This window comes from Dongia sp., assembly GCF_041906375.1.
GTDB lineage: Bacteria > Pseudomonadota > Alphaproteobacteria > Dongiales > Dongiaceae > Dongia.
On sequence record NZ_JAYRJJ010000004.1, the window covers coordinates 128,085 to 154,330 of the forward strand.

A 26,246-nucleotide genomic window follows, 5' to 3' on the forward strand; every position below is an offset into this window, starting at 1 on the left:
GTCTTACCCCGCGTCGTCCTCGATGTCGATATCGGCCGCGGCACCGAGCACGCGCCTGGCGAGATCGAAACCGAAACCGGCCCGCGCCATGGCGGCAAGATCGCGCTTGGCCTGTTCCAGACGCTGCTCTCCGGCGATATGACGGGCCCGGTAGGGCCCAAGGCGCCGACGTTTGGCATAGGCAATCGCGGCCGCTTCCTCGGCATTGCCGAATTCCTCGGCGAGACCCGCCATCGCCTTGCCGCGATCCTCGGCGGCAATACCCAGTTGCGCCAGCTTGGCGCCAATCTGCCGCTGCGAGGTGCCGCGGCGGGTCAGGCTCGCCGCCTTCATGCCAGCAAAGGTCTCGTCATCCAGAAAGCGGTTCCGTTCCAGCTTGGCAATCACGGCCGGAATCGCCGCCAGCAGCGGCGCCGGGTCATCGCCATGAAAATGCGTCGATTTGCGGATGCGCCGCGTCAGCATCTCCTCGACGCGCTTCCGGCTCGTGGCAAAGCGCGCAAGATAATCAAGAGCGATCTGGTCGAGATCCTGGATCGCAAGGCGTCTGGGGCGCCGATCGGATTTTCTGTCAGCCATGCACTTGCCATTCCTTCACGTCACCATTGCAGATTCCGCTGGGCTAGACAAATTCCGCGCTATGGCAACGCCCGATGATCCGGTCTATCAATTTGGCGCAAGATTTCATGGCTTGGGGGAGCTGCATCGACATGGCCGAATCCATTTTCGCCGCCGGATACAAGAACGAGTCCTTCTGGTGGGAGGACGCGCCGCGCCCGGACCGGCGCGTGAGCAGCCTGCCGGCCAAGGTCGACGTGCTGGTCATCGGGTCCGGCTATACCGGCCTGATGGCGGCCCGCGAAACGGCCAAGGGCGGCCGCTCCACCCTGGTTCTGGATGCGGAAGCGGCCGGTTTCGGCTGTTCCAGCCGCAATGGCGGCCAGGTTTCGACCAGCATAAAGCCGACCGTCGGCGAGCTTTCCGGCCGCCTCAACGAGGAGATCGCCCGCGGCATCCGTCGCGAAGGCCTCGATGCGCTGGAATATATCGGCCATCTGGTTGGGTCCGAGAACCTGGCCTGCGATTGGGAGGTGAGTGGGCGTTTCCACGCCGCACACAATCCGAAACAATATGACGCGCTGGCCAAGAGCCTCGCCGCCCAGCCCAAGGACCTCTCCAGCCCCTATTTCATGGTACCGAAGGCCGAGCAGGCCAAGGAGATCGACAGCCCCTTCTACCATGGCGGTGCCGTCCACACGAAGCATGCAGCACTCCATCCGGGCAAGTATCACCTCGAACTGCTGCGCCTTGCCGAGGCTGCCGGCGTCCAGGTCGTCGCCTATTGCCCGGTGCGGGCGGTCGAAAAGGACGGGGCTGGCTTCAGCGTCTCGACACCGCTGGGCAAGGTCGCCGCGCGCGACGTGATCGTCGCCACCAACGGCTATACCGGCCCCCTCACCCCCTGGCATCGCCGCCGCGTCATCCCGATCGGCAGCTATATCATCGCAACCGAGGAACTGCCGCTGGAACTCACCAGCCGCCTGTTGCCGACCAACCGCATGATTTCCGACACCCGCAAGCTGGTCTTCTATTACCGCCTGTCGCCGGACAAGAAGCGCATCCTGTTCGGCGGCCGCGTCGCCTATAAGGAGAACGACCCCCGGGTCAGCGCCCCGCGCCTCCATGACTGGATGTCGCTGGTCTTCCCGGAAGTGAAGTCGACCAAGGTCACGCATAGCTGGATGGGCTATGTCGCCTATACCTTCGACACGCTGCCGCATATCGGCAAGCAGGATGGCCTCTGGTACGCCATGGGCTATTGCGGCTCCGGCGTGTCGCTCGCCACCTATTTCGGCATGCGGATCGGCCAGCAGGTGCTGGGCAAGGCCGAGGGCAAGAGCCCGCTCGATAACGTCCCCTTCCAGACCCGGCCTCTCTATGAGGGCAATCCATGGTTCCTGGCGCCGTCGATCCTTTATTACCGGATCAAGGATTCGCTGCCGATCTAGCGCCGCGCCTTGAAAAATCGTCGCAGCAATTCCGCGCTGCGTTCCTCGCCGCTGCCGCCGATGACCTGGGGACGGTGGTGGCAGGTGGGGAGCGCATAGAGCTTCGGCCCGCTTTCGACCCCACCGCCCTTGGGATCGGGTGCCCCGTAGATCACCCGCCGCAGCCGGGCAAAGGAGATCGCCGTGGCGCACATCGGGCAGGGTTCCAGGGTCACATAGAGATCGGCGAAAGGCAGGCGCTTTTCCTGCCGGCTGGTGGCGACGGCCCGGATCACCAGTATTTCAGCGTGCGCCGTCGGGTCGTGGAGTTCCTCGACCCGGTTGTGATCGGCCGCCAGCACCTCGCCGGTCGCCGGATCGACCAGGACGGCGCCGATCGGCACTTCGTTCCGCTCAAAGGCGGCCTCCGCCTGGCGGAAGGCGAGATCCATGAAGTTGACAGGGGGATGGGGGTGCAATTCGCTCATTTCCCTATGTTCCCCGCACGCCCCCTGCCGGTCAAGCGGGGGCGCCATGCCAGGGTTACCCTTGTTTCACCGGTGGCAATGTGAAATAGCTTGCCCCGATCCGCCGCGCCGAGAGGCGCCGCAGCCATAATCTGGAGCCAATCATGACCACACCCCTCATCGGCCTCACCTTGGATGTCGATGCCCCGCGCGGCCTGGCGAAGGCGCCGCACTATTCCCTGCGCGCCACGTATACCCAGGCCGTTTCGGCCGCCGGCGGCCTGCCCTTCTGCCTGCCGCACGAAGCCGACATGATCGATGCATATGCCGACACCATCTCCGGCCTCGTCGTGACCGGCGGCGGCTTCGACGTCGACCCGGTCCTGTTCGGCGAGAATACCAAGCACGCCACCGTCCGCACCAAGGAAGGCCGCACCTTCTTCGAGCTCGGCATCGTCAAGGCGATGCTGAAGCGCAACAAGCCGGTGCTGGGGATCTGCGGCGGCGAGCAGCTCATCAACGTCATTCTCGGCGGGACCCTCATTCAGCATATCGAGGACGAGGTGTCGGATTCTCTCCTCCATGAGCAGCCCAACCCGCGCACGGAACCCGGACACAAGGTGAAGCTGACGCAAGGCTCGCTGCTGCAGCGCATCGTCGGCGGCGCGGAGCTGCCGGTGAACAGCGCGCATCATCAGGCGGTCAAGTCGGTCGGTGCCGGCGTCGTCGTCAACGCGGTGGCCCCGGACGGCGTCATCGAGGGGATCGAGGACCCGCGCTATAAATTCTGCCTGGGCGTGCAGTGGCATCCTGAGCTCAACGTTACCAGCGGTGACGGCAAGATCCTCTCCGCCTTCGTCGACGCGGCCAAAGCAGCATGAGCCAGCTGGACAGGCGACCCAAGAAAGAACAGCCCGGCGAACGCATCGCCAAGGTGATGGCGCGGGCCGGGCTCTGCTCGCGCCGTGATGCCGAAGTCTGGATCGCCAATGGGCGGGTCAGCATCAACGGCAAGATCCTCACCAGCGCCGCGATGAATGTCGGCACAAAGGACATCGTCCTCGTTGACGGCAAGCCGCTGCCGGAAAAGCAGCTGACGCGCGTCTGGCTCTATTACAAGCCCAAGGGTCTGATGACGACGGCCTACGACCCCGAAGGCCGTGCCACCGTATTCGAGAATCTGCCGGCCGATATGCCGCGCGTGATCTCGATCGGCCGGCTCGATCTCAATTCGGAAGGCCTGCTGCTCCTCACCAATGACGGTGAGTTGGCGCGCAAGCTCGAACTGCCCTCGACCGCCTGGATCCGCCGCTACCGCGTCCGCGTCAATGGCCGTTTCGACCCCAAGCTGCTCGACGGCCTCAAGGACGGGATCGAGATCGAAGGTGTGCGCTACGGCCCGATCATCGCCGCCTTCGAGCGCCAGCAGGGTGCCAATGCCTGGCTGACCATGGCGCTGACCGAGGGCAAGAACCGCGAAATCCGCCGCATCTGCCAGCATTTCGGCTGGCCGGTGAGCCGCCTGATCCGCGTCGGCTATGGCCCCTTCCAGCTGGGCGATATGGAACCGGGTCAGGTGCAGGAGGTCAAAGGCAAGCAATTGCAGACGCAATTGCGCTTCGGCAATGATTGGCGCCCGCCGGAAAAAGCCGAGGCCGAAGAAACCTATACCGCGCGCCCGGCCTTCGACCGCGGCCCCGACAAGCGCACGCGCGAGAAACATGCAGTTGCGCGTGGCGAGCGGCCGGAACGGTCAGCCCGGCCCGAACGGGTCAGAACGCAAGACGAAGGTGCGCCCGCACGCAATCAACGCCCCGGGCGCAATGCGAGGCTGGCCCGCGGCGACAAGCCGGGCTGGACTCAGAAGCCGGAACGGCAAGAGCGCGGCGAACGTCCCGTCAGGGCGACGCGCGAGGAGCGCAATGAGCGCCCAGTACGCCCCGAGCGCGTGGGGAAGCCGCAGTGGAACGATCGTCCCCGGTCGGATGAGAAGCCGCGTCGCGCCGAGCGAGCGCAGCGCGATGAGCGTCCGGAAATCACCGAACGACCGCGCCGCAATGATCGCGGCGCCCGGAACGAGCAGGCGGTTCGCAGCGATCGACCCGACCGCCGCGATCGGCCCCAGCGCGACGAGGCCCCCAATCGGGCGCCCAAGACCGGACTGAAACCCGGCTGGGCCAAGAACAAGCCGGAAAAGCCGCAACCCGGCACCCGCCGCAAGCCGATCCATGCGCGGGCCGAGGGTGACGATTTCACGAAACGCGAGGAGCGCCCGCCCCAGGAATGGAAATCCGGCGGCAAACCGCGCAGCGATCGGCCCCGCGACGACAAACCGAGCGGTGACAAGTCCTGGGGCGGCAAACCGCAGCGGGGCAAACCGCACGCCAGCAAACCGCATGGGAGCAAACCGCATGGGGACAAACGGCGCGACGATGGCGTAAAGGGCGATCGACCACGCGGGAAACCGGGTGGTGGCAAATCCGGCTCGGGCCGGCCGGGGTCTGGCAATGCGCGTCGATTCCGGTAGTCATCGCGGCACCAGGCTGGCGGTGCCGGAAGGAAAAGACGTCCGTCCCACCTCCGACCGCGCCCGCCAGGCGATCTTCAACATCCTCGTCCACAGCCATGATGCGGTGTCCGAGGCGAAGGTGCTGGATGTCTTCGCCGGGTCCGGGGCGCTGGGATTGGAAGCACTCTCGCGCGGCGCCACCTCACTCATCGCCTTCGAGAAGGACCGCGCCGCAGCGGATTGCATCAAGCGCAATGTCGCCGCCTGCCATGAAACCGAACGCACGACCATCGTGCTGGGCGACGCGCTCAATCCGCCGGAAGCGCACCGGTACAAGCGCTTCACTCCGGCCGATCTGGTTTTCCTCGACCCGCCCTACGCCCAGGATCTGATTGTGCCGGCACTGACGGCGCTGAAAGAACGCGGCTGGATCGCCGGCAATGCGCTCATCGTCGCGGAAATGGGCGACCGCGACGCCTTCACCCTGCCGGCCGGCTTCCAGCTGATCGACGAGCGCCGCTACGGCAAGGCGCGCATCCTGTTTCTGCGTCACGCCGACTGAGGTCTTCGCGGCAACAAGAACAGGATGAGGCCGGCGACATTGACGCCGGCAGCCAGGGCGAAAGCCGTGCCCGCGCCCAACTGATCCCAGGCAAGGCCCATCGCGGCCGAGCCGACGAAGATGGCGATGCCGGCAGCCAGGTTGAACACGCCGAAAGCGGTCCCACGCAGATGCGCCGGGGCGTGATCCGACACCAAGGCCGAAAAGATCCCTTGCGTGCAGGCAAGATGCACACCCCAGAGACCGGCGCCGATCCAGACCAGCAACGGCCCTTGCGCCAGCGCCATCGCGGCATGCGACAGGATCAGCAGCAGGAATCCCACGGCAATGACCCGGTCGCGTCCCACCCGGTCCGACCAAATGCCCGCCAGCGGCGTCAGCGGAACAGAAACAAGGTTCATCACCACGAGTGCCATCGGCGCCCAGGCGGGACTGACCCCGACATCCTGCGCGCGCAGAATCTGGAACGCCTCGGAAAAGCGCGGCAACAGCAGCACGAAGAGGAAACCCATCGCCAGCCAGAAGGGCCGGCCGAGTTGGCGCAATTCGCTGACATGCAATGGAAACGGTCGCGGCATGCGCGGTCCGGATGGCGCCGGTTCCCGGACGCCCACCATCATCACTGAAACGGAGAGGATGGCCGGAACAACGGCCCACCACAGCACCGGCGTCACATCGCCGGCATAAAGCTGCAGCAAGAGGATGGCGAGCAGCGGGCCGATGACGGCGCCGGCATTGTCCATCGCCTGGCGCACGCCATAGGCATAGCCACGATGTTCGGGCGCCACCCAATCGGCCACCAGCGCATCGCGCGGCGCCCCGCGAATACCTTTTCCCAAGCGGTCGGCAAAGCGGCCGAAAAAGACCGCCAAGGGTGTGGCGGCAATGGGAAAGAGCGCCTTCGAGCAGGCACTCAAGCCATAGCCGAAGGCCGCGATCCATTTGCGGCTCTGCCAATGATCGCTGAGCGCCCCGGAGAAGATCTTGGTGACCGAGGCCGTCGCTTCCGCAAGGCCATCAATAATGCCGACCAGGAAAATGCTGCTGCCCAGACCGTTCACCAGCAGCAAGGGTAGAACCGCATGCACGATCTCGCTGGAGCCGTCCATCAGCAGGCTGGTGAGGCCCAGCATCCAGATCGTCGCGGGCAGCTTGGGTCGGCCGGATTCCCCGTTCATCGGCGGCCGAACAGGCGCTCGATATCGGAGAGCTTCAGCTCGACATAGGTGGGGCGGCCGTGATTGCATTGGCCCGAATGGGGCGTCGCCTCCATCTGCCGCAACAGCGCATCCATTTCCGCTGGCAGCAACTGACGACCGGCGCGAACCGAGCCGTGGCAGGCCATGGTGCCGCAGATATCCTCGAGCTTTTCCTTGAGGCTGAAGGCAGCACCCAGCTCCGCGATTTCTTCCGCCAGGTCACGCACCAGGCCCTTGACGTCGCTTTGCCCCAGCATGGCGGGCACCTCGCGGACAGCGACCGCATCATGACCGAAGGCTTCGATGGCAAGCCCCAGTTCTTCGAGTTCGCTACCGCGCGCAAGCAGGGCGCCGACCAGTCTTACCGGCAGCTCCACGATCTCCGGGATCAGCAGAGCCTGGCGTTTCACACCGCTACCGGCCAGGGCGACTTTCATACGCTCCAGCACCAGCCGTTCATGGGCGGCGTGCTGGTCGACGATGACCATGCCGTCCTTGGTCTGCGCCACAATATAGGTGCCGAAGATCTGCGCGCGGGCCACACCCAGCGGATAATCCTCGCGCGCATTGTCCTGCTGCGGTGCCGGCGCCATGCCGCTCGGCCGTGCCATCTCCGGTGACAGTGAGCCAATGGGAGACAGGGGGGCAAAGGCCGCCATCGCCTGCTGCACGACGCCGGCATTGAAGCGGCCCGACTCATTATTGTGCATCGCCTGATAGGCATTGGGCATGGCGGTCGCCACACCCGGCATCGCCCCGAATGACGCCAGTGCAGCGCCGGCTACCGTGGTCGAGGCCCGGTGGCCCGCGGCATCCAGCGCTCGACGGATGGCACCGACGATGAGCCCGCGCACCAGCGCCGGGTCTTGAAAGCGCACTTCGGCCTTGGCCGGATGCACGTTCACATCGACCAGTTCCGGCGGGCAGTCAAGGAACAGGGCCACCAGCGGATGCCGGTCACGCGCCAGGAAATCCTGATACGCGCCCCGGATAGCGCCCTGCAGCAGCCGATCGCGCACGGGCCGGCCGTTGACGAAAAGATATTGCGACGAGGCGGTGGCCCGGTTGAGCGTCGGCAGGCCGGTGAAGCCGGTCAGATGAATGCCTTCACGTTCAACCGACAGCGCCACGGCATTGTCGGCAAAATCGCGCCCCATGACATCGCCGAGGCGCTTCAACCGCGCGGCATCCGGCGCGTCCATCAACTCCGCCTGCGCCGCATCGAGGCGCAGGACATTGCGGCCATCGTCGGTCAGGCTGAAGGCGATTTCGGGATGTGCCATGGCAATGCGTTCGAGGATTTCGACCACCGCATTCTGCTCGGACCGCGCGGTCTTCAGGAATTTGAGGCGCGCCGGAACAGCATAAAAGAGGTCGCGCAATTCGACGCGGGTACCGGCACTCAGGGCGGTCGGTTCTGGCCCCTGCTTGTCGCCGCCCTCAACCCGAATTGCCCAGGCCTGGTCGGCACCGCGCGCGCGGCTGGCAATGGCAAGGCGCCCGACCGCACCAATCGACGGCAGCGCCTCACCGCGGAAACCGAAGAAGCCGATATGGACCAGATCGTTATCCGGCAGCTTGGAGGTCGCATGGCGCTCGATGGCCAGTTCCAGCCCCGCACGGTCCATGCCATGGCCGTCGTCGGTGACGCTGATGAAGCTTTTGCCGCCCTCGCGCAGTTCAACGGCGACGCGGCTGGCCCCTGCATCGACGGCGTTCTCCACCAATTCCTTCACCACCGAGGCAGGTCGTTCGATGACCTCGCCGGCGGCGATCTGGTTGACGAGATTGGCTGGCAAAAGACGAATCGGCATGGGGCGCAGTCTAGCACCCAAACGGCCGGCGATTGTACCGCGACAAGGTCCGGCTTGCCCGCTGCCGCCGGGAATGGCTGAATGGCATCAAGACGCAACCAGGACGGGCCATTGCATCATGAGCGGCAGCGAACGCGATTTCCCCAGCGGCGAGGATTATGGCCGTTCTCTCAAAGGCTTCGGCATCAATCTGCTGGTCCGCGACGTGGCCCGCACGGTGGCCTTTTCCCGCAACATCCTGCTGGCGGAAATCGCCACGGCGGATAAGGACTTTGCCGTCCTGCGACACTGCGTAAATGGCCAGGTGCTGGCCGAATGGATGCTGCATGCCGACGGCACCTATCACAGCAATCCCTTGCTGGGCCTCATTCCGGCCGACCAGCCGCGCGGTGCCGGGGCGGAACTTCGCCTCTATCACCTCGACCCCGACGCCGCCGTGGGCCGGGCCAAAGCGCAGGATTATGTCGTCCTCGCCGAACCCGCCGACAAGCCGCACGGCATGCGCGAAGCCTATATCCTGGACCCCGATGGCTATTGCTGGGTCGTCAGCCTGCCCTTGCCCAAGATATCGGCTTAGATCTTCGCGTATTCCCGATACCAGGCGACAAATTTCTCGATCGCGTCGGACAGCGACGTGCTCGGCTCATAGCCAAGATCGGCGCGGCTCAAAGTGAGATCGGCCCAGGTGGCCTTGACGTCACCGGCGGCAGGGGCGTGAACATTGCGCGTGGCCTTGCGGCCGCAGGCCTGTTCGATCAGGTCAATGAGATGATTGAGGCTGACGGGCCGGTCGCTGCCGAGATTGTAGAGCCTGTGCGGCATTGCCTCGGTCTTCGATGGCGGGCGACCGAGCGCGGAAAGGATGCCGGCGACGATGTCGTCGATATAGGTGAAGTCGCGCTCGACACTGCCATCGCCGAAAACCTCGATCTTCTCGCCGGCGAGGATGGCCTGGGTGAAGCGGTAATAGGCCATGTCCGGCCGGCCCCACGGCCCGATCACGGTGAAAAAGCGCAAGCCGGTGAGCGGCAGGCGATAGAGCTGGGCATAAGCGATGCTCATCAGCTCGTCGGCGCGCTTGGTGGCGGCATAGAGCGAGGCCGGTCGGTCGACGGGATCGTCGATGGCAAAGGGCACCCGGTCGGTATTTCCATAAACGGAACTGGAGCTCGCATAGACCAGATGCTGGAGCTGCGGCAGGTGCCGCCCCAATTCCAGGATGTTGAGATGGCCGGATAGATTGGGGCCGACATAGTCGGCCGGATGGTCGATCGAATGCCGCACGCCGGCCTGCGCCGCCAGATGGATGATGCCGGTGATCGTGTCGCTGTGCTTATGGATGGCGGCATTGAGTGCCGGGGCACGGCCTATATCGGCAAAGACATAGGAAAAATGCGGGTGCCGCTCCAGCCGATGCAGGCGGGCCTGCTTCAGCCTGGTGTCGTAATAGGGGTTCATATTGTCGAGCCCCAGCACGCGCTCGCCCCGTGTCAGCAGGGCTTCGGCGACATGGTAACCGATAAAACCGGCTACACCGGTTACAAGGATGGTCATGGGAGATCAGGCCTTGACGATATTGCGGCCGCGCCAGCCGGCGCGCGCCATGGTGTTGCGGGTGTCGACGACCAGCTTGGCCAGCTTGCCGATACGCTTGAAATCCACGGCGTCATGATCGGTCACGATCAGCACCGCGTCCGACTGTTTAAGCGTTGCGTCGGTCAGCGCCTTGGAGCGCCGGCCGGCCAGATGCGGATGTTCGCGCGACGGCTTGATCACGGTGATGATCGGGTCGTGATAGTCGACCTTGGCGCCCTGCGCTTCCAGCATCTCGATGAGGGTGAGGGCCGGACTTTCGCGCATGTCGTCGACATTCTTCTTGTATGCCAAGCCGATGACGAGGATGCGGGCGCCTTTGATGGCCTTTCCGGCGCGCGCGCTCAAGGCCGCCACCAGCCGGTCGACCACATAGCGCGGCATCAAGGTATTGATTTCACCCGCCAATTCGATGAAGCGCGTGGTGATGCCGAATTCCCGCGCCTTCCAGGTGAGATAAAAGGGGTCGATGGGGATACAATGCCCGCCGAGACCCGGCCCGGGATAGAAGGGCATGAAGCCGAAGGGCTTGGTCTTGGCGGCGTCGATCACTTCCCAGACGTCGATGCCCATGGCATCGAAGATGACCTTGAGTTCGTTGACGAGCGCAATGTTGACGGAGCGGAAGATGTTTTCGGTGAGTTTCACCGCTTCCGCCGTCGCCGGGCTGGAAGCGGGAACCGTTTTCACCACCACGGCGCCATAAAGTGCCAGGGCCAGTTCAAGAGCCGCCGCGCCGTCACCCCCGACCACCTTCGGGATGGCCGCCGTGCCATAGGTCTCGTTGCCGGGATCCTCGCGTTCCGGCGAATAGGCGAGGAAGAAGTCGCGCCCGCTCTTGAGCTTCGTCGTCTCCAAGGCCGGCCGCACCACCTCATCCGTGGTGCCGGGATAGGTGCTAGATTCCAGCACGACCAGTTGGCCCGCCTTCAGATGCCGGCCGATTTCGGCCGCGGTATCGGCGACGAAGGAGAGATCCGGTTCGCGCTGCTTGGACAGCGGAGTCGGCACGCAGATGATGATGCAATCCATCGCCTTGAGGCCGCGGAAATCGGCGCTGGCCTTGAGGGACCCGGCCTTCACCAGCGGCGCGATGCGCTTGCCCGGGATGTGGCGGATATAGGAGCGGCCGGCATTGAGCTTGTCGGTCTTATCGGCATCGACATCGAAACCGGTGACGGCGAAGCCCTTTTCGGCGAACAGGCAGGCCAGCGGCAGGCCGACATAGCCCAGGCCGATGATGCCGACCTTCGCCGACCGCGCGGCGATGCGCCGGCGGAGTTTCCCGGCAACGGCGCTGGGGCCGGATTTTCTCTGTATTGCCATGACTTAAGCGCCTTCGATTGTGCCGGCGGCACCCTAGCAAAGGGCCGCCCGCCCGTCACATCCTGTTTAGCCTTGACCTTCCCATGATTGGAAGGACCATATGATGTTGGCGCCATGAAGTTCAGGAGTGGAAAATGTCTGCCAGCGCCACGGAATATCGATTGGGAATCAGCGGCATGACCTGTGCCGCCTGCGCCACGCGCATTGAAAAGGTGCTGCGCCGGCTGCCGGGCGTCGACAGCGCCGCAGTCAATCTGGCCAGTGAAGAAGCCGTCGTGACCGGCAGCAGCGCCGTCACCCGCGCCGCCATCCAATCGGCGGTCGAAAAGGCCGGCTATGGCGTGCGAGCCGACGCCGCGACGGAGAAAGTCGATAACGAGGTGTGGTTCCTGCTGCTTGGCGCAGCACTCACCTTGCCCCTGCTGGTGCCCATGGTGCTGGAACTGACCGTGGGCGGCATGTGGATGATCAACCCCTGGATCCAGCTGGCTCTCGCAACGCCCGTACAGGTCGGCTTGGGCCTTCCCTTCTATCTCGGTGCCTGGCGGGCGCTGCGCGGCTTCAGCGGCAATATGGATCTGCTGGTGGCGATCGGGACCAGCGCCGCTTTCGGCCTCAGCCTGTTCATGATCGACAATCCGCATCATCTCTATTTCGAATCCGCCGCGGTCATCATCGTGCTGGTGCGCCTGGGCAAATGGCTGGAGAAGCGTGCCAAGAAGCGCACGCTTTCGGCCCTCAGCGCCCTCAATGCGCTATGGCCGGCCCAGGCCCGGGTGCGCCGCGACGGGATCGAGAGTGAAATTCCGCTGCAGCAACTGATGAGCGGCGATATCGCCCTCATTCGCGCCGGTGAACGCGTGCCGGCCGACGGCAAGGTGCTCGTTGGCGATAGCGAGATCGACGAATCCCTCATCACCGGCGAAAGCCGGCCGCGCGTCGTGGGCAAGGGCGACCGGGTTATCGGTGGGTCGGTCAACGGCATGGGCGCACTCGAGGTGGAAGTCGCCGCGGTAGGCGCCGAGACGACGCTTGCCCGCATCATCCGCATGGTGACGGCGGCGCAAGGCGCCAAGGCCCCGATCCAGCGCCTTGCCGACCAGGTGTCGGCCATCTTCGTGCCCGTCGTGCTTGTGATCGCCGCCATCACATTGGGCGGCTGGCTGCTGGCCGGCGCCGGCATCGAAACGGCGCTCATCAACGCGGTTGCCGTGCTGGTGATCGCCTGCCCCTGCGCCTTGGGGCTCGCCACCCCCGCCGCCATCATGGTGGGTGTCGGCGCCGGCGCCAAACGCGGCATCCTGATCCGTGACGCCGCCGCCCTGGAAACCGCCGGCGACATCACCGTGGTCGCTTTTGACAAGACAGGCACGCTGACGGAAGGGAAGCCGCGCCTGCAGGGCATCAAGACGACCGGCGGTGACGATCGGCAAGCTTTGATCCTTGCAACCGCACTTCAGACCGGCAGCACCCATGCCCTCGCCGATGCCTTGCGCCGTGCCGCGGAAGGATTGGCGTTGCCGCTGGCCGAGGAGGCGCGTGTGGTGGCCGGCCGCGGCGTCACCGCCCGCATCGACCAGCGCCAATACATCCTCGGCACGGCGAAGATGCTGCAGGAGAACGGCGTCGATGTGAGGTCGCTCTACGATGCCGCGGCGAATTTTGCGGCCGATGGCGCCAGCGTCTCCTATCTCGCGGAGACGGCACCGCAGCCGCAATTGATCGCCCTCTTTGCCTTTGCCGATCAATTGAAGCCAAGTGCTGCACCGGCTATCGCCGCCTTGCATGCCCTGGGCGTCAAATCGCTGATGCTGACCGGCGACAACAAGGGTGCCGCTGCCCGGATCGCCGCCGAACTGGGACTTGACGATGTCCGTGCCGAATTGCTGCCGGATGACAAGACCCACATCGTCGACGCGCTGCAGGCGGAGGGCGCCAAGGTCGCCATGGTGGGCGACGGGGTGAATGATGCGCCGGCCCTGGCCGCGGCCGATCTGGGTCTTGCCATGGCAACGGGGACGGATGTCGCGATCGAGACGGCCGGCATTGCCCTGATGCGGGGCGATCCGGCGCTGGTGCCGCAGGCCATCGGCCTGGCGCGCGCTACCACCCGCAAGATCAAGGAAAACCTGGCCTGGGCCTTCGTCTTCAACCTGTTGGGCATCCCCTTGGCTGCTTTCGGCTATCTCAGCCCGATCATCGCCGGCGGGGCCATGGCCCTGTCCTCCGTCGCCGTCATCACCAATGCCCTTACCCTCAATCGCTGGAGACCGTCATGAGTGAAACGCTCAGCATCGGGGCCGCCGCGAAAGCGAGCGGCGTCTCGGCCAAGATGATCCGGCATTATGAGAGCATCGGCCTGCTGCCGCGCGCTGAGCGCAGCAACGGCAATTACCGGCTCTATGCCACCCAAGACGTGCACAACCTGCGCTTCATCCACCGCGCCCGCTCGTTGGGCTTTCCGCTGGAGACGATCCGCGAATTGCTGGCGTTGTGGCGCAACCGGCAACGCTCCAGCGCCCAGGTGAAGAAACTGGCCCTCACCCATGTCGCGACACTTGAAGCGAAGATCGCGGAAATGCAGGAGATGGCGGCGGCCCTGAAGCATCTGGCGCACAACTGCCATGGCGACGAGCGGCCGGATTGCCCGATCCTTGAGGGGCTTGCCGCGGGCAAGGCTCCCGATGGACGTGCCTGCCACTAACGGCTAGAGGCGGATTGCACGCTGCAGGATCGGGAGCGGCGCATCCGTCGCTTCCTTGCCGACGAGGAAGACGACCGACTTGCCGCCGCCGCTCAGTTGATAGAGGCCGCCCTGGTCCAGCAGGCCGGACTCAGCTGTGAGGTCGGCAACGCCGTTCACAACCGTGATGGACGATACCTTGCCCGGATGGCGCAAATCTTCCAGCTTCACCGTCTTGAGATGCGGGGCGATGACCAGCGGTTGGCGCGAGTCCATGAGGAATTTGGCACCCTCCTCCAGAGGAGGTTTTCTGAACACGAGGGTGGCACTTTGATTGGCCTGTTCCGGCGTCAGGTCCAGCGCCGCCGGGTCGCATGGCACGCGCTTGCGCGTGACGTTGCCGCCTTTGACCTCCGACTGGCCATGGCCGATGGTGATCTTGCCGCCGCGGATATTCTCGCGCTGGCATGAATTGAGATAGGAGAGGATCAGCCCGGCATCCGCCGCCAACTCGATTTCGCGACCGGCACGGAGCAAATCGAGCGGTTCAATGCCGGCAATGGCGCCGCTGGTATCTTCGACAATGGCGACCGAATTGTCCTCGGCATACGCATTGGCGGTGCCGAACAGCACGAACCCGGCCAGTGCCAGCCCCAGAGCTTGCCTTGCGTTCGAATGCGTCTTCATGGGCGGTGCCTCATTTCTACCAGCGTATGACTGCGGCTATATGGCGGCCGGTAATGGAAGCTCCAAGTGATGCATATCACCGCCAGATCGATCGACGCCTCTCTTAAGGGAATTTAGGGGAAGCCTGACCATGCGGAAAGTTTATTGCCGCACCTCTCAACCAGATTTGATCCCCAACATCCTGCCTATGGGCAAGTTTATCGCCATTCGAGACGAAATTCAGATGCATAGTTGCGGGGCAGCCGAGGCGGTGGCAAGATTAGCTGTACACAGGAATAATAAGACGCTGGCGATAGACCAGTGCGGAACAATAACGAATCGGGACAGGAGGGAGTTACATGATGGAAGCCAACGAATTTCTGAGTGCGATGAAATCCGGTCGCATGTCGCGGCGTGATATCTTGCAGATGCTGACGGCCGCCGGCCTCACCATGACCATGCTGCCGATTGGCCGCGCCAAGGCCGCGGATGGCGAAGCCATCTACTTTACCTGGGAAGGCTATAACGATCCCGGTTTCCACCCCGGCTACACGGCCAAGCACAATGCCGAGCCGGAAGGCCCGGTTTTCGGCGATGTCGAGGAAGCGCTGACCAAAGTCAGGAGCGGCTTCAAGGTAGATGTGGTGCATCCCTGCAACCTCGACCTGAAGCGCTGGCGCGATGCCGATGTGCTGCAGCCGATCGACACCAGCCGTCTCAGCAATTTCGCCAACCTGTTCCCCGGTCTCACCAAGCTGCCCTATGCGCAAGGTGACAAGGGCGAGCAGTTCTTCATCCCCGTCGATTGGGGCAACACCTCGATCCTCTATCGTCCCGATCTCTTCGATGTGAAGGAAGAATCCTGGACAATGCTGTGGGACGAACGGTATGCGGGCCAGCTCTCGATGTCGGCCGACGCCACCGAAGCCGTTGCCATTGCCGGAATCGTGGTGGGGGCCAAGGACCCCTTCAACCTGACCGACGATGAGCTGGCCAAGGCCAAGGAATTGCTGGTCAAACAGAAGCCGATGGTGCGCTTCTACTGGGACAGCAACTCGGCGGTCGAACAGGCCCTTGCCTCCGGCGAACTCGTGGCCTCGACGGGCTGGAACAGCTCGGTCGTCACGCTGTCCGGCCAGGGCGTCAACATCAAGTTCGCCAACCCGAAGGAAGGCATCATGAGCTATTGCTGCGGCCTGGTGCTGACCAAGGACGCGCCGCATGTCGACAAGGCCTATGACCTGATCGACGCCATGACCGCGCCGGAGGCCGGCAAATGGCTGATCGAAGTGCAAGGTTACGGCCATTCCAACGCCAAGACCTTCGACCTGGTCGATGACAAGATCCTGGCCGAGCGTGGCCTGCCGAAGGACCCCTCCGAGTTCTTCGCCAAGGGCATCTTCCAGCAGCCGACGATGGAAGTTGAAAGAGTCCAGAAGGTCTTTGAAGAAGTGAAGGCCGGCGCCTGATGCTTCGATAGCGTCGAGGCGAGCGGATCGGCAAGGCCTGCCGCTCCGCTCGCCTTACCGGCTTGAAATCATGACCGCGCAAACCACGTCACTTACATCGGAACATAAGTCGATCCGGCCGGAATGGCTGGACGGTTTGTGGTTGATCCTGCCGACGCTGCTCATCGTCATCGGCATGATGGTGGTGCCGTTGGCCGGCATCGTCATCGTCAGCTTCTGGTCGCAGACCGGCTTCGATATCAATGCGGAGTGGAATCTCGACAATTACCGCGTCCTCTTCACACCGGAGGGCGCGCTTTATCGAATCCTTATCGTCAAATCGTTATGGATGTCCTTCACCGCGACGATCGCCGTGGTGGTGCTGGCCTATCCGATGGCCTATTTCATGGCCTTCCGCGTCGAGAAATCGAAACTCATCTGGATCATCCTGCTGACCGTTCCCTTCTGGACCAGCTATCTGCTGCGCATTTTTGCCTGGAAGGTCATCCTGGGCTTCAACGGGGTCATCAACTCCGGGCTGAAATTCGTGGGCGTCATCGACAAGCCCCTGGAATTCCTGCTCTACAATCCCACCGCAGTCACCATCACCCTGGCTCATGCCTGGGCGGCCTATGCCGTGCTGCCGATCTATGTGAGCCTTGAAAAAATCGACCGCTCCTATCTGGAGGCCGCGACGGATCTGGGCGATTCCAAGTGGAAGCGCTTCTGGCGCATCACTTTTCCGCTGTCGCTGCCCGGCACCATATCCGCGACCTTGCTGGTCTTCATCCCGACGGTCGGCGATTACATCACACCGACCCTGGTCGGCGGCACGTCCGGCATCATGATCGGCAATTCGATCGTGACCCAGTTCGGCAAGGCTAACAACGCGCCGTTGGGTGCCGCCCTTTCCTGCATCATGATGCTGGCGATTACCCTGGCCGTCTGCGCTTTCCTGGGCGTGATCGGGCGCAAGCGCCTCAAGGCGGCGGACCTATAGGCCATGGAAACGCTCCGCAAGCATCTCAACCTGCTGTCGCTGTTCGCGATCCTTTACCTGGCCTTCCTCTATGTGCCGGTGCTGCTGCTGCCCCTCTTCTCATTCAACGACAACATCTATGTGACCCTGCCTCTCAAGGGCTTCACCCTGAAATGGTACGAGAATTTGATGGCCAATTCGGCGCTGCAGGCAGCGCTCTGGTCCAGCGTCAAAGTGGGTGTGGGCGTCGCAGCCCTCAGCACCTTCCTCGGCCTCCTCGCCGCGCGCGCCATGACGCGCTACCGCATCCCGTTCCGGCGCTCGATCTATGCCCTCATCATGCTGCCGCTGGTCATTCCCTATATGGTGATCGGCGTTTCGACATTGGTAATCCTGCGCCGCGGGCTCGATGTGGACCTCTCGCTGTGGACGGTCGGCGCCTCGCATGTCCTCATCACTGTGCCGCTGGCGATGCTGGTGCTGATGGCGCGCATGGAAGGTTTCGACCGCAGCCTGGAGGAAGCGTCACGCGATCTCGGCGACTCGGCCTGGCGCAGCTTTCGGCGCGTCACCTTGCCGCTGGTGATGCCGGGTATCGTTTCCAGCCTGCTGCTCTGTTTCATCACGTCGTTTGACGAATACCTGCTGGCCTTCTTCCTCGCCGGCTCCGACGCGACCTTGCCCATTTTCATCTTCAGCAGCCTGCGCTTTCCATCCAAGATTCCCGACGTGCTGGCGCTGGGCTCACTCATCCTGATGGTTTCGATCGTGCTTGTGGTGTTTGCCGAATGGCTGCGCCGCCGCGGCGTTTCCGGCAGCGATTCATCCGTTATCTGAGGTCGATTTTGGATATGTTCGCATGACCCAACCCATGATCTCGCTGCGATCTGTCAGCAAGCGGTTCGGCAATTTCGCCGCCGTCGATGCGGCCACCTTCGACATCGCACCGGGCGAGTTTTTTTCGCTGCTCGGCCCATCGGGCTGCGGGAAGACGACCTTGCTGCGCATGATCGGCGGCTTCGAGCGCCAGACCGAAGGCGAGATTCTGATCGACGGCGAACCCATGGGCGTCCGGCCGCCCAACCAGCGTCCGACCAATATGGTGTTCCAGAGCTACGCCATCTTCCCGCATCTCGATATCGCCGAGAACATCGCCTACGGCCTCGTCAATCGGGGCTTCGACAAGGTCAGTATTGCCAAGAAGGTGGCGCAGGCGCTGGAAATGGTGCGTCTCGGCGGCCTCGGCAATCGCCGCACGAACCAGATCTCCGGCGGCCAGCGCCAGCGCGTGGCCCTCGCCCGTGCCATCGTCTGCGAGCCCAAGGTGCTGCTGCTCGACGAGCCGCTGGGTGCCCTCGACAAGAAATTGCGCGAGGAGATGCAGATCGAGTTGCGGCAATTGCAGAAATCGCTCGGTATCACTTTTATTTTCGTGACGCATGACCAGGAGGAAGCTCTGTCATTGTCCGACCGCATCGCCGTCATGGCGCGCGGCAAGGTGCTGCAGATCGACACGGCCGCGGCGCTCTATGAACGGCCCAATTGCCGCGAGGTCGCCGGTTTCATCGGCAATATGAACTTCCTCGAGGGCCGCATCGCGAGCATCGCCAATGGCGTCGCCGCCATCGAAATCGCACCGGGGCAGCATGTCCGGGTGCCCGCGACGAATGGCGCGGCGCCGGGACAGGCTGCGATCCTGGCCGTGCGCCCGGAGAAGATCGACGCGACCCAGACGGCGCCGGCCGGCACCGACAATGTCATAAAGGCGCGGGCGCTGGCCGGTTCCTATCTCGGCGACCGCAGCCTGTTGCTGGCGGAATGGCGAGACGGGGCGGCGCCTATCTCCATCTCGCTGCAGAACCGGAAATCGACCGCCAAGGCAGAAACTTTCACCGCTGAGACGCCATTATGGTTAACATGGCCGGTGGAAGCGGGTGTACTTCTTAACAGTTAACTCACGGTTCGGGGTTAGGGTTGCCTTATGTCGCACCGCAGCGTAAAGAATTAATATGCTTTATCATGCCATCGAGGCTCAGTACCTCGCGCTGACTCCGTTCCGCATTGCCGCCGACACTTGGCGCAATTTGCTGGCGCATCCACATAATCCGCTCTCGGAGACCACGCTGCACCGTGCCGGCGCGGCCGCTTTCGAGATCATGGGGCGTGCGGCGCGGCGGCACGGTCGTCCGGAATTCGGCATCGCCAGCGTTACCATTGATGGCGAGACGGTGCCCGTCCGCGAGAAGCTGATCCATGGCGAGCCGTTCTGCCGCCTGATCCAGTTCGAACGACTCCTTGAGAAGCCGCGCAAGGACCCGAAGATTCTGCTGGTGGCTCCCTTGTCGGGCCATTTCGCAACGCTCGTGCGCGACACGATCGAGAGCCTGCTCATCAGTCACGACGTCTATGTGACCGACTGGCAGGATGCGCGCGAAGTTCCCTTGAGCGACGGTCGCTTCGGTTTCGCCGACTATGTCGACGTGCTGCATCGCTGCATTCGGCATATCGGCCCGGGTGTCAGCATGCTGGCGATCTGCCAGCCTGCACCCGCCGCCATCGTCGCCACATCGCTGATGGCGGAGGCCAAGGATCCGCTGACGCCGCGCAACCTCATCATCATGGGCGGCCCGGTCGATACCAGGGTCGGCACCACCGAAGTGACGCGCCTTGCGCAGTCGCATCCGATCTCGGCCTTTGAGGCAGCGGCGGTTCACAATGTGCCGCCGATCCATCCCGGCAACGGGCGCCGCGTCTATCCCGGCCTGCTGCAATTGAGCGGCTTCATGTCGCTCAATCCCGACCGCCATTTGAAGGCGCATATCGATTTCCTCTGGGCCCATGCCAAGGGCGATGACCAGTTCGCCCGAGCGCATCGGCGCTTCTATGAGGAATATCTCGCCGTCATGGATCTCGACGCGCAATTCTACCTCGATACCGTCAGCATCGTGTTCCAGGAACATGCCCTGATGAAGGGGACGCTGAAGCATCGTGGTCATCTGGTCGACCCGACCGCCATCCGCAATGTCGGCCTGATGACGGTCGAAGGCGGGCGCGACGACATCACCGGTACCGGCCAATGCCACGCCGCGCAGGAACTTTGCGCCCGCATTCCCGACAAGTTGCGCCTGCAGGTCACCGAGGACAAGGTCGGCCATTACGGTCTTTTCAGCGGCCGCTCCTGGCGCGAGCGGATCAGCCCGGCGATCGGGGCTTTCATCCGCGGAAACAAGGCTTCGTGAGCAGGGCTGCGGACAAGCAGCCTTTCTGGAAGACGACGCCTTTCTCCAAGATGACGTCGTCGGAATGGGAGAGCCTGTGCGACGGCTGCGGCAAATGCTGCCTCACCAAGCTGCGGGATGCCGACACCAACCAGGTTCTTTTCACCAATATCGCCTGCAAGCAGCTCGACCTCAGAAGCTGCCAGTGCAAGGACTACAAGAATCGCAAGAGCATCGTGCCCGATTGCGTGCAGCTATCGCCACGCAATATCGGCCGCATCGATTGGCTGCCGGAAACCTGCGCCTATAAGCTGGTACATCGCGGGCAGGATCTGCCCTGGTGGCATCCGCTGATCTCAGGCGATCCGCGCACGGTGCATCAGGCGGGAATATCAGTCCGGAAAAAAGCGATTTCGGAAACCAAGGCCGGCGAGCCGGAAGACCATATCGTCGACTGGATCAGCTGACCCTTCAGGCGTCGTCCCTGGGCAGCCAGGGGATGCGCGCCACCTCGATACCCTCTTCCGACAATTCGCGATGCTGCTCGTCGCTCGCTTCGCCGAAAATGCCACGGGCATCTGACTCGCCGTAATGGATCTTGCGCGCCTCTTCGGCGAATTTGTCGCCGACATAATCGCAATTGGCTTCCACCTGACGGCGGACTTCAACCAATTGGTCGCGCATGGTCTTGGCGAGCACCGCCATGTTCTGCGCCGGGCTCTTTTCGCCCTTGCTCCCGATCCGGGGCGCCATCAGGGCCTTGGTCACCTTGCGGTCACCGCAATCGGGGCATTCTACCAGGCCGCGGGCAAGCTGCCGGTCGGCCGTGGCGCCGTCCTTGAACCAGGTATCGAAATTGTGGCCGCTACCACAATTGAGTTGAAAAACGATCATGCCAGTTTGCCTTCTGTGCGCCACGGCTGTTTCATCCACCATGCAACCGGTGCGCCAATCACGACCCTTACAGGATCGCCAATAGAGGTTAAGAATATAGGGGCCGAATGCCAAAATGCCAGCACCGGCGCCCATTGGACGCCCCCTCTTTGACAAAAGTGTGTGATTTGAGCCCTTCCCCGTCAATATCCCCACCGTCGCCCTGGGTTCTGCAATGGGCGCCGCGGATCAGCCCCGGTGGACCCGCCCTCGATCTGGCGGCCGGCAGCGGACGGCATACCAACCTCCTGCTTCGGGCGGGGCATCCGGTGCTGGCGGTCGACCGCGACACGGCGGCGCTGCACGCTGGCCACCCCACTGCGGAGATTCTCGAAGCCGACCTCGAGGACGGGACGCCTTGGCCGATTGCCGGGCGGCTGTTCGCGGGGATCGTCGTCACCAATTATCTGCATCGCCCGCTGCTGCCGCAACTCGTGCAATCGCTGCTGCCGGGCGGTTTGTTGATCTATGAAACCTTCGCCATCGGCAATGAGCGGTTTGGCAGGCCGAGCAACCCGGCCTTCCTACTGGCGCCGGGCGAATTACTGGCTTTTGCGGAAGAATTTGACCTGACCGTGCTGGGTTATTTCAGCGGCGAGATCGGCCAGCCGAAACCGGCCGTGGTGCAGCGCCTGGCAGCGCTGGCGCCTGCTTGACCCTGGCGGCGCGAGCCGCCTATTTGACGCTGGCGGCGCCGTCGCGCAATTTCAGCAGCAGCACCGATCCCACCAGCATCAGCGCGCTGACATTGGAGAAGATCAGCGAAGCGGAGCCGATCACGGCGCCATAGGTCAGCCACATCACCTGGCCGGCGAACATCATCAGATACATGGTGAGCGAGACGTCGCGTGCCGAACCATTGCGCCAGATGCGCAGGGCCTGGGGCAGGAAGCTCAACGTGGTGAGGCAGGCAGCGACGATGCCGATCGCCTCGACCCAAAGATCGCCGGGGTTTGCCATGATCTATCGGTGAGCTTTGGCCGCTTTTGGATGGCCGGATTTCGGATGTTCGCCTTTGTGGAGCTTTTCAATGCGGTAGCGGCACATGGCGTCATCCACCGTCGACCAGGCATGGCGCGACCAAGCGGTTTTTGCCTCGTCGTAACTCTCGAAGGGGCCGAACCATTGCTCGCCACCGCCAGGGGCGGGTTCAGAGAAAGTGGTATCGCAATAGGGGCCACCGACGACCCAGAAGCAGATCTCGCCGCCCTCTTCCTCGATCCGGTACCGGGCATTGGCCTGGTCAACCGTTTCCCAGGCCCGTTTCTGCCAGGCGGCCTTGGCCGCCTCATAGGTGGAAAAAGGGCCGATCCGCTCTTCCTTGCCGCCGCCTTGGATGCGGTCGAAATTCGTGTCGGCATAATTACCGCCGATCACCCAGAAACGCGTCATGATGGGTACGTTTCCCTCGCTCGCGGGCAGTCCCAGGGCTGCCGCCAAAACCTTGCTAACTGGCTCATTCTTAACTGGATTTCGAGTCGGCGGCAAAGCATAAATCAAGCGGCGGTCGGTGATCGACTCGCCCTCACACGCAAGGCTCAAGGCAAGGACGGTATGACCCAGGACATGCGACCGGCGGATTTCAAGGCGGTCTATGATCGCTTTCAGGCCAATGTATCCCGCTTCGATTGCGGCCGGTTCTGCGCGCCGTTGAACAATGGCCAGCCCGTCTGCTGCGACACGAGCCATGCCATTCCGGTCGTCGACAGGCCCGAATTCGAGCTGCTGAAGAGCCGCAGCGACCTGTGGCACCGCTACAAGCCGCAGGACGCGACGGCCCGCAAGATCGTCAACGAGCTGCACAAGGATTGCGTCGCCGTCGAATGCAAGGGCGCCCGCTTCTGCGAGCGCGACAACCGCACCCTCGCCTGCCGCGCCTTTCCTTTCTATCCCTATTTCAATCGGCAGGGTGAACTGCTCGGACTCGGTACCTATTGGATCTTCGCCGACCGCTGCTGGCTGATTTCCAACATGCAGGTGGTGGAGCGCGACTTCGTGCGCGAATTCATCGCAGCCTATGAATATGTCTTTGCCCGCGACGAGGAAGAGCGCGATGCGATGAAGCGGCACTCCGCCAACCATCGCCGCGTCGCCACCCGCAACAAGCAGCCCATCCTGCTCATTGGACGCGAAGGCGGGTATCTCAAGGTGATGCCGCGCACCGCCGAAGTGCGCCCGGCCACGATCAAGGACATGGTCAAGACGGGGCCCTACAAGAATCCGCGCGCCTATGCCAAGGCGGTCAAGGAAGCCGGCGGCGAGATGCCGGCGCAATCGCCCTTTATCACGTAGCAGCCCATGGATCTTTTGCCGCACGACCTTAACTCCCTGCGCAGCTTCCCTTCGGCGTTGCGCGACCTGCTGTCGGGAATCCCTGCGGACGTGCTCGACTGGCGGCCGGCCTCGTGGGACGGAATCCCCAGCGAGATGCTCACCATCCGCCAGCAGATCTGCCACATGCGCGACATCGAGGCCGATGGCTATACCCAGCGCTTCCAGCGCCTGCTGACCGAAGACGATCCGCTGCTCGAATCCATCGACGGCTATGCGCTGGTGGAAAGCCGGCAATATGACCGGACTGAAATCGCCAGCGCACTCGACGCCTTCGAAACGGCCCGCGAGAAAACCATGCAGCTCCTTGATCGTATTGATGGCGACAGGCTGAAGCGGCGCGGCACCTTCGAAGGCTACGGCCCGGTCACGGTGCGTGGCCTCATCCACTTCCTGTGCAGTCATGACCAGCAGCATCTGGCCGGCATCCAATGGCTGCTCGGCATGAAGGCAGCTGATTAAACCATTCCGCTTGCGCGCTTGACACCGCGCATCTCGGCCAACCACTCTGGCGATCGATGCCCCAGTGATGAGCCAAGCCCATGTCGCCAGCCTTCCCGCATCTTTTCCAGCCTCTGACCCTGCGTCACAAGACGCTTAAGAACCGCATCGTCTTTGGCGCCCACACCGCCAATATGAGCGAGGATGGTTGGCCGGGCGACCGGCATCTCGGCTACTACCGCGAACGTGCGCGCGGCGGTGCCGCCATGATCGTGGTGGAACCCGTGCCGGTGAACGCGCAGGCAGTCTTGACGCGCGGCAATTTCCGCTGGGGCGATGATGGGGTGATCCCGCATTTTCGCAGGATCACCGATGCCTGCCATGAGCATGGCACTGTCATGATCCAGCAGATGTATCATGTCGGCGCCCATGGCGATTGGGACAATTCCTTCGAAGCCAGCCATTCGCCGTCGGGTGCGCCGTCGATGCACGATACCGATGGCAGCCATCGCATGACGATCCGCGACATCGAAACAACGATCGAAGCCTTCGCCGCCGCCGCCGTTCGCGCCAAGGCCTCCGGTTATGACGGGGTCGAACTGATGGCGGCCTATAATGCCATCCTGGAGCAATTCTGGTCGCCGCTCGCCAATCGCCGCGACGATGCCTTCGGCGGCACGTTCGAGAAGCGGATGAAATTCTCCGGCGACCTGCTCTCTGCCATGCGCCGCCGCGTGGGCGAGGATTTCATCGTCGGCATGGCGATCAGCCTCGACCCGGGCAGTCCGGCAGCCCTCACCATCGAGCAACAGATCGAAATCGCGCAATGGCACGAAGCGCGCAGCTTCTATGACTACATCACGCTGGGAACGGGCAGCTATTTCGACTTCACCAAGATCATCCCGCCCTTCGTCTATGAGGACAAGATGGGGGTACCCTTCGCCGAGGCGATGAAGGCGGCCCTCAAGACCGTGCGCGTGCAGGCGGAAAGCCATATCCGCACGCCGGAAAATGCCGATTATGTCATAGCCTCCGGCCAGGCCGACACCGTCAGCATCGTGCGCGGCCAGATTGCCGATCCGCATCTTGCCAACAAGGCCAAGGCCGGGCGGCCGGAAGATGTGCGCGGTTGCATTTCCTGCAACCAGATGTGCTGGGGGCGCCGCTCGCGCGATTACTGGATCTCCTGCCTCATCAATCCTTCGGCGGGGCGCGAATTCGCATGGGGTGGCGACACCTTTACCCCGGCGGAAAAACGGAAGGTGGTGCTGGTGATCGGCGGCGGTCCGGCCGGAATGGAAGCAGCGCGCGTTGCGGCCGAACGCGGCCACCGCGTCATTCTGGCGGAAGCCACCGGGCAGCTCGGCGGCCAGTTCCGCCTTGCCGGCCTGCAGCCGCGGCGCGCGCAGATCACTGATCTCATCAACTGGTATGAAGGGCAGTTGACGAAGCTGCAGGTCGAAGTTCGCCTCAACACCTATCTCGACCGATCAGATATCGCCTTGATCGAGGCCGATGAAATCGTGCTCGCCACCGGATCACAGCCCAGCATGAGTGGCTGGCAAAGGGGAATTCCAGAGCGCGACCGCCTGCCCGGCATCGATGGTGCCAATGTCTGGTCGGTCGAAGATGTCATGCGGCGCGAGGCGCGCCTGGGCAAACGCGTCCTGTTGCTGGACGATGCCGGCAACTGGCGCGGCCCCGGTACGGCATGGCACCTCGCCGAGAAGGAACATGCCGTTACCCTTCTCACGGCCGACGCCTATGTCGGCCGTGACCTGGCGCGGACCGCCGCCGATTTTCCGATGCGTGCACGCCTCAAGAAACTGGGCGTCACCTTCATGACCGATTCCGTCATTCTCGAGTGGCATGGACACGCCGCCACCATCCGCGACCTGTCGACGGACGATGAAGAGAAGTTGCCCTTCGACTCATTGGTCCTGGCGACGACCAACACGGCCGACACCGGGCTGCTGGAGGATTTGCAGGCCAAGGGCGTCGCGCACCATGCGATTGGCGACTGCCTGGCACCGCGCCAGGCCGCGGCCGCCATCTTCGAAGGCCGGCGCCTCGCTCTCAGCCTCTAGGA

27 protein-coding genes are annotated in these 26,246 nt (G+C 63.4%); 17 read left to right on the plus strand and 10 right to left on the minus strand.

The window, feature by feature from the left end:
* Positions 1–3 precede the first annotated feature (3 nt).
* Positions 4–579 (minus strand): regulatory protein RecX, encoded by a 576-nt coding sequence (locus tag ACE3OA_RS14480; protein ID WP_374311884.1) that lies wholly within the window; start codon positions 577–579, stop codon positions 4–6.
* Positions 580–710: 131 nt separating this feature from the next.
* On the opposite strand from ACE3OA_RS14480, the gene ACE3OA_RS14485 reads away from it, so the two are divergent.
* Entirely contained in the window at positions 711–2,009 is a 1,299-nt protein-coding gene (locus ACE3OA_RS14485) for an NAD(P)/FAD-dependent oxidoreductase (RefSeq protein WP_374311886.1), read from the plus strand.
* Here ACE3OA_RS14485 and ACE3OA_RS14490 read toward each other — a convergent pair.
* Complete coding sequence (locus ACE3OA_RS14490) at positions 2,006–2,476, minus strand: nucleoside deaminase (RefSeq protein ID WP_374311888.1); 471 nt, start codon at positions 2,474–2,476, stop codon at positions 2,006–2,008. The two genes, ACE3OA_RS14485 and ACE3OA_RS14490, sit on opposite strands and share 4 nt — an antisense overlap.
* Positions 2,477–2,619: 143 nt before the next feature.
* On the opposite strand from ACE3OA_RS14490, the gene ACE3OA_RS14495 reads away from it, so the two are divergent.
* Genes ACE3OA_RS14495 through rsmD form a run of 3 tightly spaced genes read left to right on the plus strand, consistent with a single transcriptional unit; the run spans position 2,620 to position 5,526 of the window.
* The gene (locus ACE3OA_RS14495) at positions 2,620–3,336 is read left to right on the plus strand and encodes a gamma-glutamyl-gamma-aminobutyrate hydrolase family protein (RefSeq protein ID WP_374311890.1); all 717 of its coding nucleotides are present in this window, start codon (positions 2,620–2,622) and stop codon (positions 3,334–3,336) included.
* The gene (locus ACE3OA_RS14500; protein ID WP_374311892.1) at positions 3,333–4,982 is read left to right on the plus strand and encodes a pseudouridine synthase; all 1,650 of its coding nucleotides are present in this window, start codon (positions 3,333–3,335) and stop codon (positions 4,980–4,982) included. The genes ACE3OA_RS14495 and ACE3OA_RS14500 overlap by 4 nt, the downstream gene beginning before the upstream one ends.
* Positions 4,963–5,526, plus strand: a complete 564-nt coding sequence (rsmD, locus tag ACE3OA_RS14505; RefSeq protein ID WP_374311894.1) for a 16S rRNA (guanine(966)-N(2))-methyltransferase RsmD — start codon at positions 4,963–4,965, stop codon at positions 5,524–5,526. Before ACE3OA_RS14500 ends, rsmD begins: the two co-directional genes overlap by 20 nt.
* On the opposite strand, the gene ACE3OA_RS14510 is transcribed toward rsmD, so the two are convergent.
* Both ACE3OA_RS14510 and mutL read right to left on the minus strand, forming a co-directional pair.
* On the minus strand, positions 5,514–6,704 hold the full coding sequence (locus ACE3OA_RS14510; RefSeq protein ID WP_374311896.1) for an MFS transporter: 1,191 nt from the start codon (positions 6,702–6,704) through the stop codon (positions 5,514–5,516). The genes rsmD and ACE3OA_RS14510 overlap by 13 nt on opposite strands.
* On the minus strand, positions 6,701–8,539 hold the full coding sequence (gene mutL / locus ACE3OA_RS14515) for a DNA mismatch repair endonuclease MutL (RefSeq protein WP_374311898.1): 1,839 nt from the start codon (positions 8,537–8,539) through the stop codon (positions 6,701–6,703). The genes ACE3OA_RS14510 and mutL overlap by 4 nt, the downstream gene beginning before the upstream one ends.
* A 118-nt stretch (positions 8,540–8,657) precedes the next feature.
* On the opposite strand from mutL, the gene ACE3OA_RS14520 reads away from it, so the two are divergent.
* Complete coding sequence (locus tag ACE3OA_RS14520) at positions 8,658–9,116, plus strand: VOC family protein (RefSeq protein ID WP_374311900.1); 459 nt, start codon at positions 8,658–8,660, stop codon at positions 9,114–9,116.
* Here the strand turns inward: ACE3OA_RS14520 and ACE3OA_RS14525 are convergent.
* Positions 9,113–10,093, minus strand: a complete 981-nt coding sequence (locus ACE3OA_RS14525) for an NAD-dependent epimerase/dehydratase family protein (RefSeq protein WP_374311902.1) — start codon at positions 10,091–10,093, stop codon at positions 9,113–9,115. The genes ACE3OA_RS14520 and ACE3OA_RS14525 overlap by 4 nt on opposite strands.
* A gap of 6 nt (positions 10,094–10,099) precedes the next feature.
* Positions 10,100–11,458 (minus strand): nucleotide sugar dehydrogenase, encoded by a 1,359-nt coding sequence (locus tag ACE3OA_RS14530; protein ID WP_374311904.1) that lies wholly within the window; start codon positions 11,456–11,458, stop codon positions 10,100–10,102.
* A gap of 134 nt (positions 11,459–11,592) precedes the next feature.
* Here ACE3OA_RS14530 and ACE3OA_RS14535 point away from each other — a divergent pair, with 134 nt between their 5' ends.
* Together ACE3OA_RS14535 and cueR are read left to right on the plus strand one after the other, a co-directional pair.
* Complete coding sequence (locus tag ACE3OA_RS14535) at positions 11,593–13,737, plus strand: heavy metal translocating P-type ATPase (protein WP_374311906.1); 2,145 nt, start codon at positions 11,593–11,595, stop codon at positions 13,735–13,737.
* On the plus strand, positions 13,734–14,162 hold the full coding sequence (gene cueR / locus ACE3OA_RS14540; protein ID WP_374311908.1) for a Cu(I)-responsive transcriptional regulator: 429 nt from the start codon (positions 13,734–13,736) through the stop codon (positions 14,160–14,162). The genes ACE3OA_RS14535 and cueR overlap by 4 nt, the downstream gene beginning before the upstream one ends.
* 3 nt (positions 14,163–14,165) lie before the next feature.
* On the opposite strand, the gene ACE3OA_RS14545 is transcribed toward cueR, so the two are convergent.
* A complete protein-coding gene (locus ACE3OA_RS14545) occupies positions 14,166–14,828 on the minus strand; it encodes a hypothetical protein (RefSeq protein WP_374311910.1) in 663 nt (220 codons plus the stop codon).
* 338 nt (positions 14,829–15,166) lie between these two features.
* Between ACE3OA_RS14545 and ACE3OA_RS14550 the strand changes: the two genes are divergently transcribed.
* From ACE3OA_RS14550 to ACE3OA_RS14575, 6 genes are all read left to right on the plus strand, one after another.
* The gene (locus tag ACE3OA_RS14550) at positions 15,167–16,276 is read left to right on the plus strand and encodes a PotD/PotF family extracellular solute-binding protein (RefSeq protein WP_374311912.1); all 1,110 of its coding nucleotides are present in this window, start codon (positions 15,167–15,169) and stop codon (positions 16,274–16,276) included.
* A 70-nt stretch (positions 16,277–16,346) separates the two neighbouring features.
* Complete coding sequence (locus ACE3OA_RS14555; protein ID WP_374311914.1) at positions 16,347–17,255, plus strand: ABC transporter permease; 909 nt, start codon at positions 16,347–16,349, stop codon at positions 17,253–17,255.
* Between the two features lie 3 nt (positions 17,256–17,258).
* Positions 17,259–18,071: an ABC transporter permease gene (locus ACE3OA_RS14560; RefSeq protein ID WP_374311915.1), complete on the plus strand. Its 813-nt coding sequence runs from the start codon at positions 17,259–17,261 to the stop codon at positions 18,069–18,071.
* Between the two features lie 22 nt (positions 18,072–18,093).
* On the plus strand, positions 18,094–19,188 hold the full coding sequence (locus tag ACE3OA_RS14565) for an ABC transporter ATP-binding protein (protein WP_374311917.1): 1,095 nt from the start codon (positions 18,094–18,096) through the stop codon (positions 19,186–19,188).
* Positions 19,189–19,243: 55 nt separating this feature from the next.
* On the plus strand, positions 19,244–20,473 hold the full coding sequence (locus tag ACE3OA_RS14570) for a polyhydroxyalkanoate depolymerase (protein ID WP_374311919.1): 1,230 nt from the start codon (positions 19,244–19,246) through the stop codon (positions 20,471–20,473).
* A complete protein-coding gene (locus ACE3OA_RS14575; protein WP_374311921.1) occupies positions 20,470–20,919 on the plus strand; it encodes a YcgN family cysteine cluster protein in 450 nt (149 codons plus the stop codon). Before ACE3OA_RS14570 ends, ACE3OA_RS14575 begins: the two co-directional genes overlap by 4 nt.
* Positions 20,920–20,923: 4 nt before the next feature.
* Here ACE3OA_RS14575 and ACE3OA_RS14580 read toward each other — a convergent pair whose 3' ends face one another.
* Entirely contained in the window at positions 20,924–21,346 is a 423-nt protein-coding gene (locus ACE3OA_RS14580; RefSeq protein WP_374311923.1) for a DUF1178 family protein, read from the minus strand.
* Positions 21,347–21,654: 308 nt separating this feature from the next.
* Here ACE3OA_RS14580 and ACE3OA_RS14585 point away from each other — a divergent pair, with 308 nt between their 5' ends.
* Positions 21,655–22,041 carry an SAM-dependent methyltransferase gene (locus ACE3OA_RS14585; protein WP_374311925.1) on the plus strand — a complete coding sequence of 129 codons (387 nt, stop codon included), beginning with the start codon at positions 21,655–21,657 and terminating at the stop codon, positions 22,039–22,041.
* 19 nt (positions 22,042–22,060) lie between these two features.
* Here the strand turns inward: ACE3OA_RS14585 and ACE3OA_RS14590 are convergent, their stop codons facing one another.
* A complete protein-coding gene (locus ACE3OA_RS14590) occupies positions 22,061–22,345 on the minus strand; it encodes a SemiSWEET family sugar transporter (RefSeq protein ID WP_374311927.1) in 285 nt (94 codons plus the stop codon).
* A 3-nt stretch (positions 22,346–22,348) separates the two neighbouring features.
* Positions 22,349–22,777, minus strand: a complete 429-nt coding sequence (locus tag ACE3OA_RS14595; RefSeq protein WP_374311929.1) for a DUF4170 domain-containing protein — start codon at positions 22,775–22,777, stop codon at positions 22,349–22,351.
* Positions 22,778–22,939: 162 nt separating this feature from the next.
* Between ACE3OA_RS14595 and ACE3OA_RS14600 the strand changes: the two genes are divergently transcribed.
* From ACE3OA_RS14600 to ACE3OA_RS14610, 3 genes are all read left to right on the plus strand, one after another.
* Positions 22,940–23,677, plus strand: coding sequence for a hypothetical protein (locus tag ACE3OA_RS14600; RefSeq protein ID WP_374311931.1), 738 nt, complete (start codon positions 22,940–22,942; stop codon positions 23,675–23,677).
* Between the two features lie 6 nt (positions 23,678–23,683).
* A complete protein-coding gene (locus ACE3OA_RS14605) occupies positions 23,684–24,178 on the plus strand; it encodes a DinB family protein (RefSeq protein ID WP_374311933.1) in 495 nt (164 codons plus the stop codon).
* Positions 24,179–24,258: 80 nt separating this feature from the next.
* A complete protein-coding gene (locus ACE3OA_RS14610; protein ID WP_374311935.1) occupies positions 24,259–26,244 on the plus strand; it encodes an FAD-dependent oxidoreductase in 1,986 nt (661 codons plus the stop codon).
* Positions 26,245–26,246: the final 2 nt, after the last annotated feature.

What these genes read in the sequence shown, in the direction of transcription:
- ACE3OA_RS14535 (WP_374311906.1), top strand. Translation starts at nt 11,593, where the DNA reads ATGTCTGCCAGCGCCACGGAATATCGATTGGGAATCAGCGGCATGACC.
- ACE3OA_RS14550 (WP_374311912.1), top strand. Translation starts at nt 15,167, where the DNA reads ATGATGGAAGCCAACGAATTTCTGAGTGCGATGAAATCCGGTCGCATG.
- ACE3OA_RS14605 (WP_374311933.1), top strand. Translation starts at nt 23,684, where the DNA reads ATGGATCTTTTGCCGCACGACCTTAACTCCCTGCGCAGCTTCCCTTCG.
- ACE3OA_RS14600 (WP_374311931.1), top strand. Translation starts at nt 22,940, where the DNA reads ATGACCCAGGACATGCGACCGGCGGATTTCAAGGCGGTCTATGATCGC.
- ACE3OA_RS14520 (WP_374311900.1), top strand. Translation starts at nt 8,658, where the DNA reads ATGAGCGGCAGCGAACGCGATTTCCCCAGCGGCGAGGATTATGGCCGT.
- rsmD (WP_374311894.1), top strand. Translation starts at nt 4,963, where the DNA reads ATGCGCGTCGATTCCGGTAGTCATCGCGGCACCAGGCTGGCGGTGCCG.
- ACE3OA_RS14485 (WP_374311886.1), top strand. Translation starts at nt 711, where the DNA reads ATGGCCGAATCCATTTTCGCCGCCGGATACAAGAACGAGTCCTTCTGG.
- mutL (WP_374311898.1), bottom strand. Translation starts at nt 8,539, where the DNA reads ATGCCGATTCGTCTTTTGCCAGCCAATCTCGTCAACCAGATCGCCGCC.
- ACE3OA_RS14555 (WP_374311914.1), top strand. Translation starts at nt 16,347, where the DNA reads ATGACCGCGCAAACCACGTCACTTACATCGGAACATAAGTCGATCCGG.
- ACE3OA_RS14500 (WP_374311892.1), top strand. Translation starts at nt 3,333, where the DNA reads ATGAGCCAGCTGGACAGGCGACCCAAGAAAGAACAGCCCGGCGAACGC.
- ACE3OA_RS14525 (WP_374311902.1), bottom strand. Translation starts at nt 10,093, where the DNA reads ATGACCATCCTTGTAACCGGTGTAGCCGGTTTTATCGGTTACCATGTC.
- ACE3OA_RS14490 (WP_374311888.1), bottom strand. Translation starts at nt 2,476, where the DNA reads ATGAGCGAATTGCACCCCCATCCCCCTGTCAACTTCATGGATCTCGCC.
- ACE3OA_RS14565 (WP_374311917.1), top strand. Translation starts at nt 18,094, where the DNA reads ATGACCCAACCCATGATCTCGCTGCGATCTGTCAGCAAGCGGTTCGGC.
- ACE3OA_RS14580 (WP_374311923.1), bottom strand. Translation starts at nt 21,346, where the DNA reads ATGATCGTTTTTCAACTCAATTGTGGTAGCGGCCACAATTTCGATACC.
- ACE3OA_RS14510 (WP_374311896.1), bottom strand. Translation starts at nt 6,704, where the DNA reads ATGAACGGGGAATCCGGCCGACCCAAGCTGCCCGCGACGATCTGGATG.
- ACE3OA_RS14610 (WP_374311935.1), top strand. Translation starts at nt 24,259, where the DNA reads ATGTCGCCAGCCTTCCCGCATCTTTTCCAGCCTCTGACCCTGCGTCAC.
- cueR (WP_374311908.1), top strand. Translation starts at nt 13,734, where the DNA reads ATGAGTGAAACGCTCAGCATCGGGGCCGCCGCGAAAGCGAGCGGCGTC.
- ACE3OA_RS14545 (WP_374311910.1), bottom strand. Translation starts at nt 14,828, where the DNA reads ATGAAGACGCATTCGAACGCAAGGCAAGCTCTGGGGCTGGCACTGGCC.
- ACE3OA_RS14570 (WP_374311919.1), top strand. Translation starts at nt 19,244, where the DNA reads ATGCTTTATCATGCCATCGAGGCTCAGTACCTCGCGCTGACTCCGTTC.
- ACE3OA_RS14595 (WP_374311929.1), bottom strand. Translation starts at nt 22,777, where the DNA reads ATGACGCGTTTCTGGGTGATCGGCGGTAATTATGCCGACACGAATTTC.
- ACE3OA_RS14560 (WP_374311915.1), top strand. Translation starts at nt 17,259, where the DNA reads ATGGAAACGCTCCGCAAGCATCTCAACCTGCTGTCGCTGTTCGCGATC.
- ACE3OA_RS14590 (WP_374311927.1), bottom strand. Translation starts at nt 22,345, where the DNA reads ATGGCAAACCCCGGCGATCTTTGGGTCGAGGCGATCGGCATCGTCGCT.
- ACE3OA_RS14495 (WP_374311890.1), top strand. Translation starts at nt 2,620, where the DNA reads ATGACCACACCCCTCATCGGCCTCACCTTGGATGTCGATGCCCCGCGC.
- ACE3OA_RS14530 (WP_374311904.1), bottom strand. Translation starts at nt 11,458, where the DNA reads ATGGCAATACAGAGAAAATCCGGCCCCAGCGCCGTTGCCGGGAAACTC.
- ACE3OA_RS14480 (WP_374311884.1), bottom strand. Translation starts at nt 579, where the DNA reads ATGGCTGACAGAAAATCCGATCGGCGCCCCAGACGCCTTGCGATCCAG.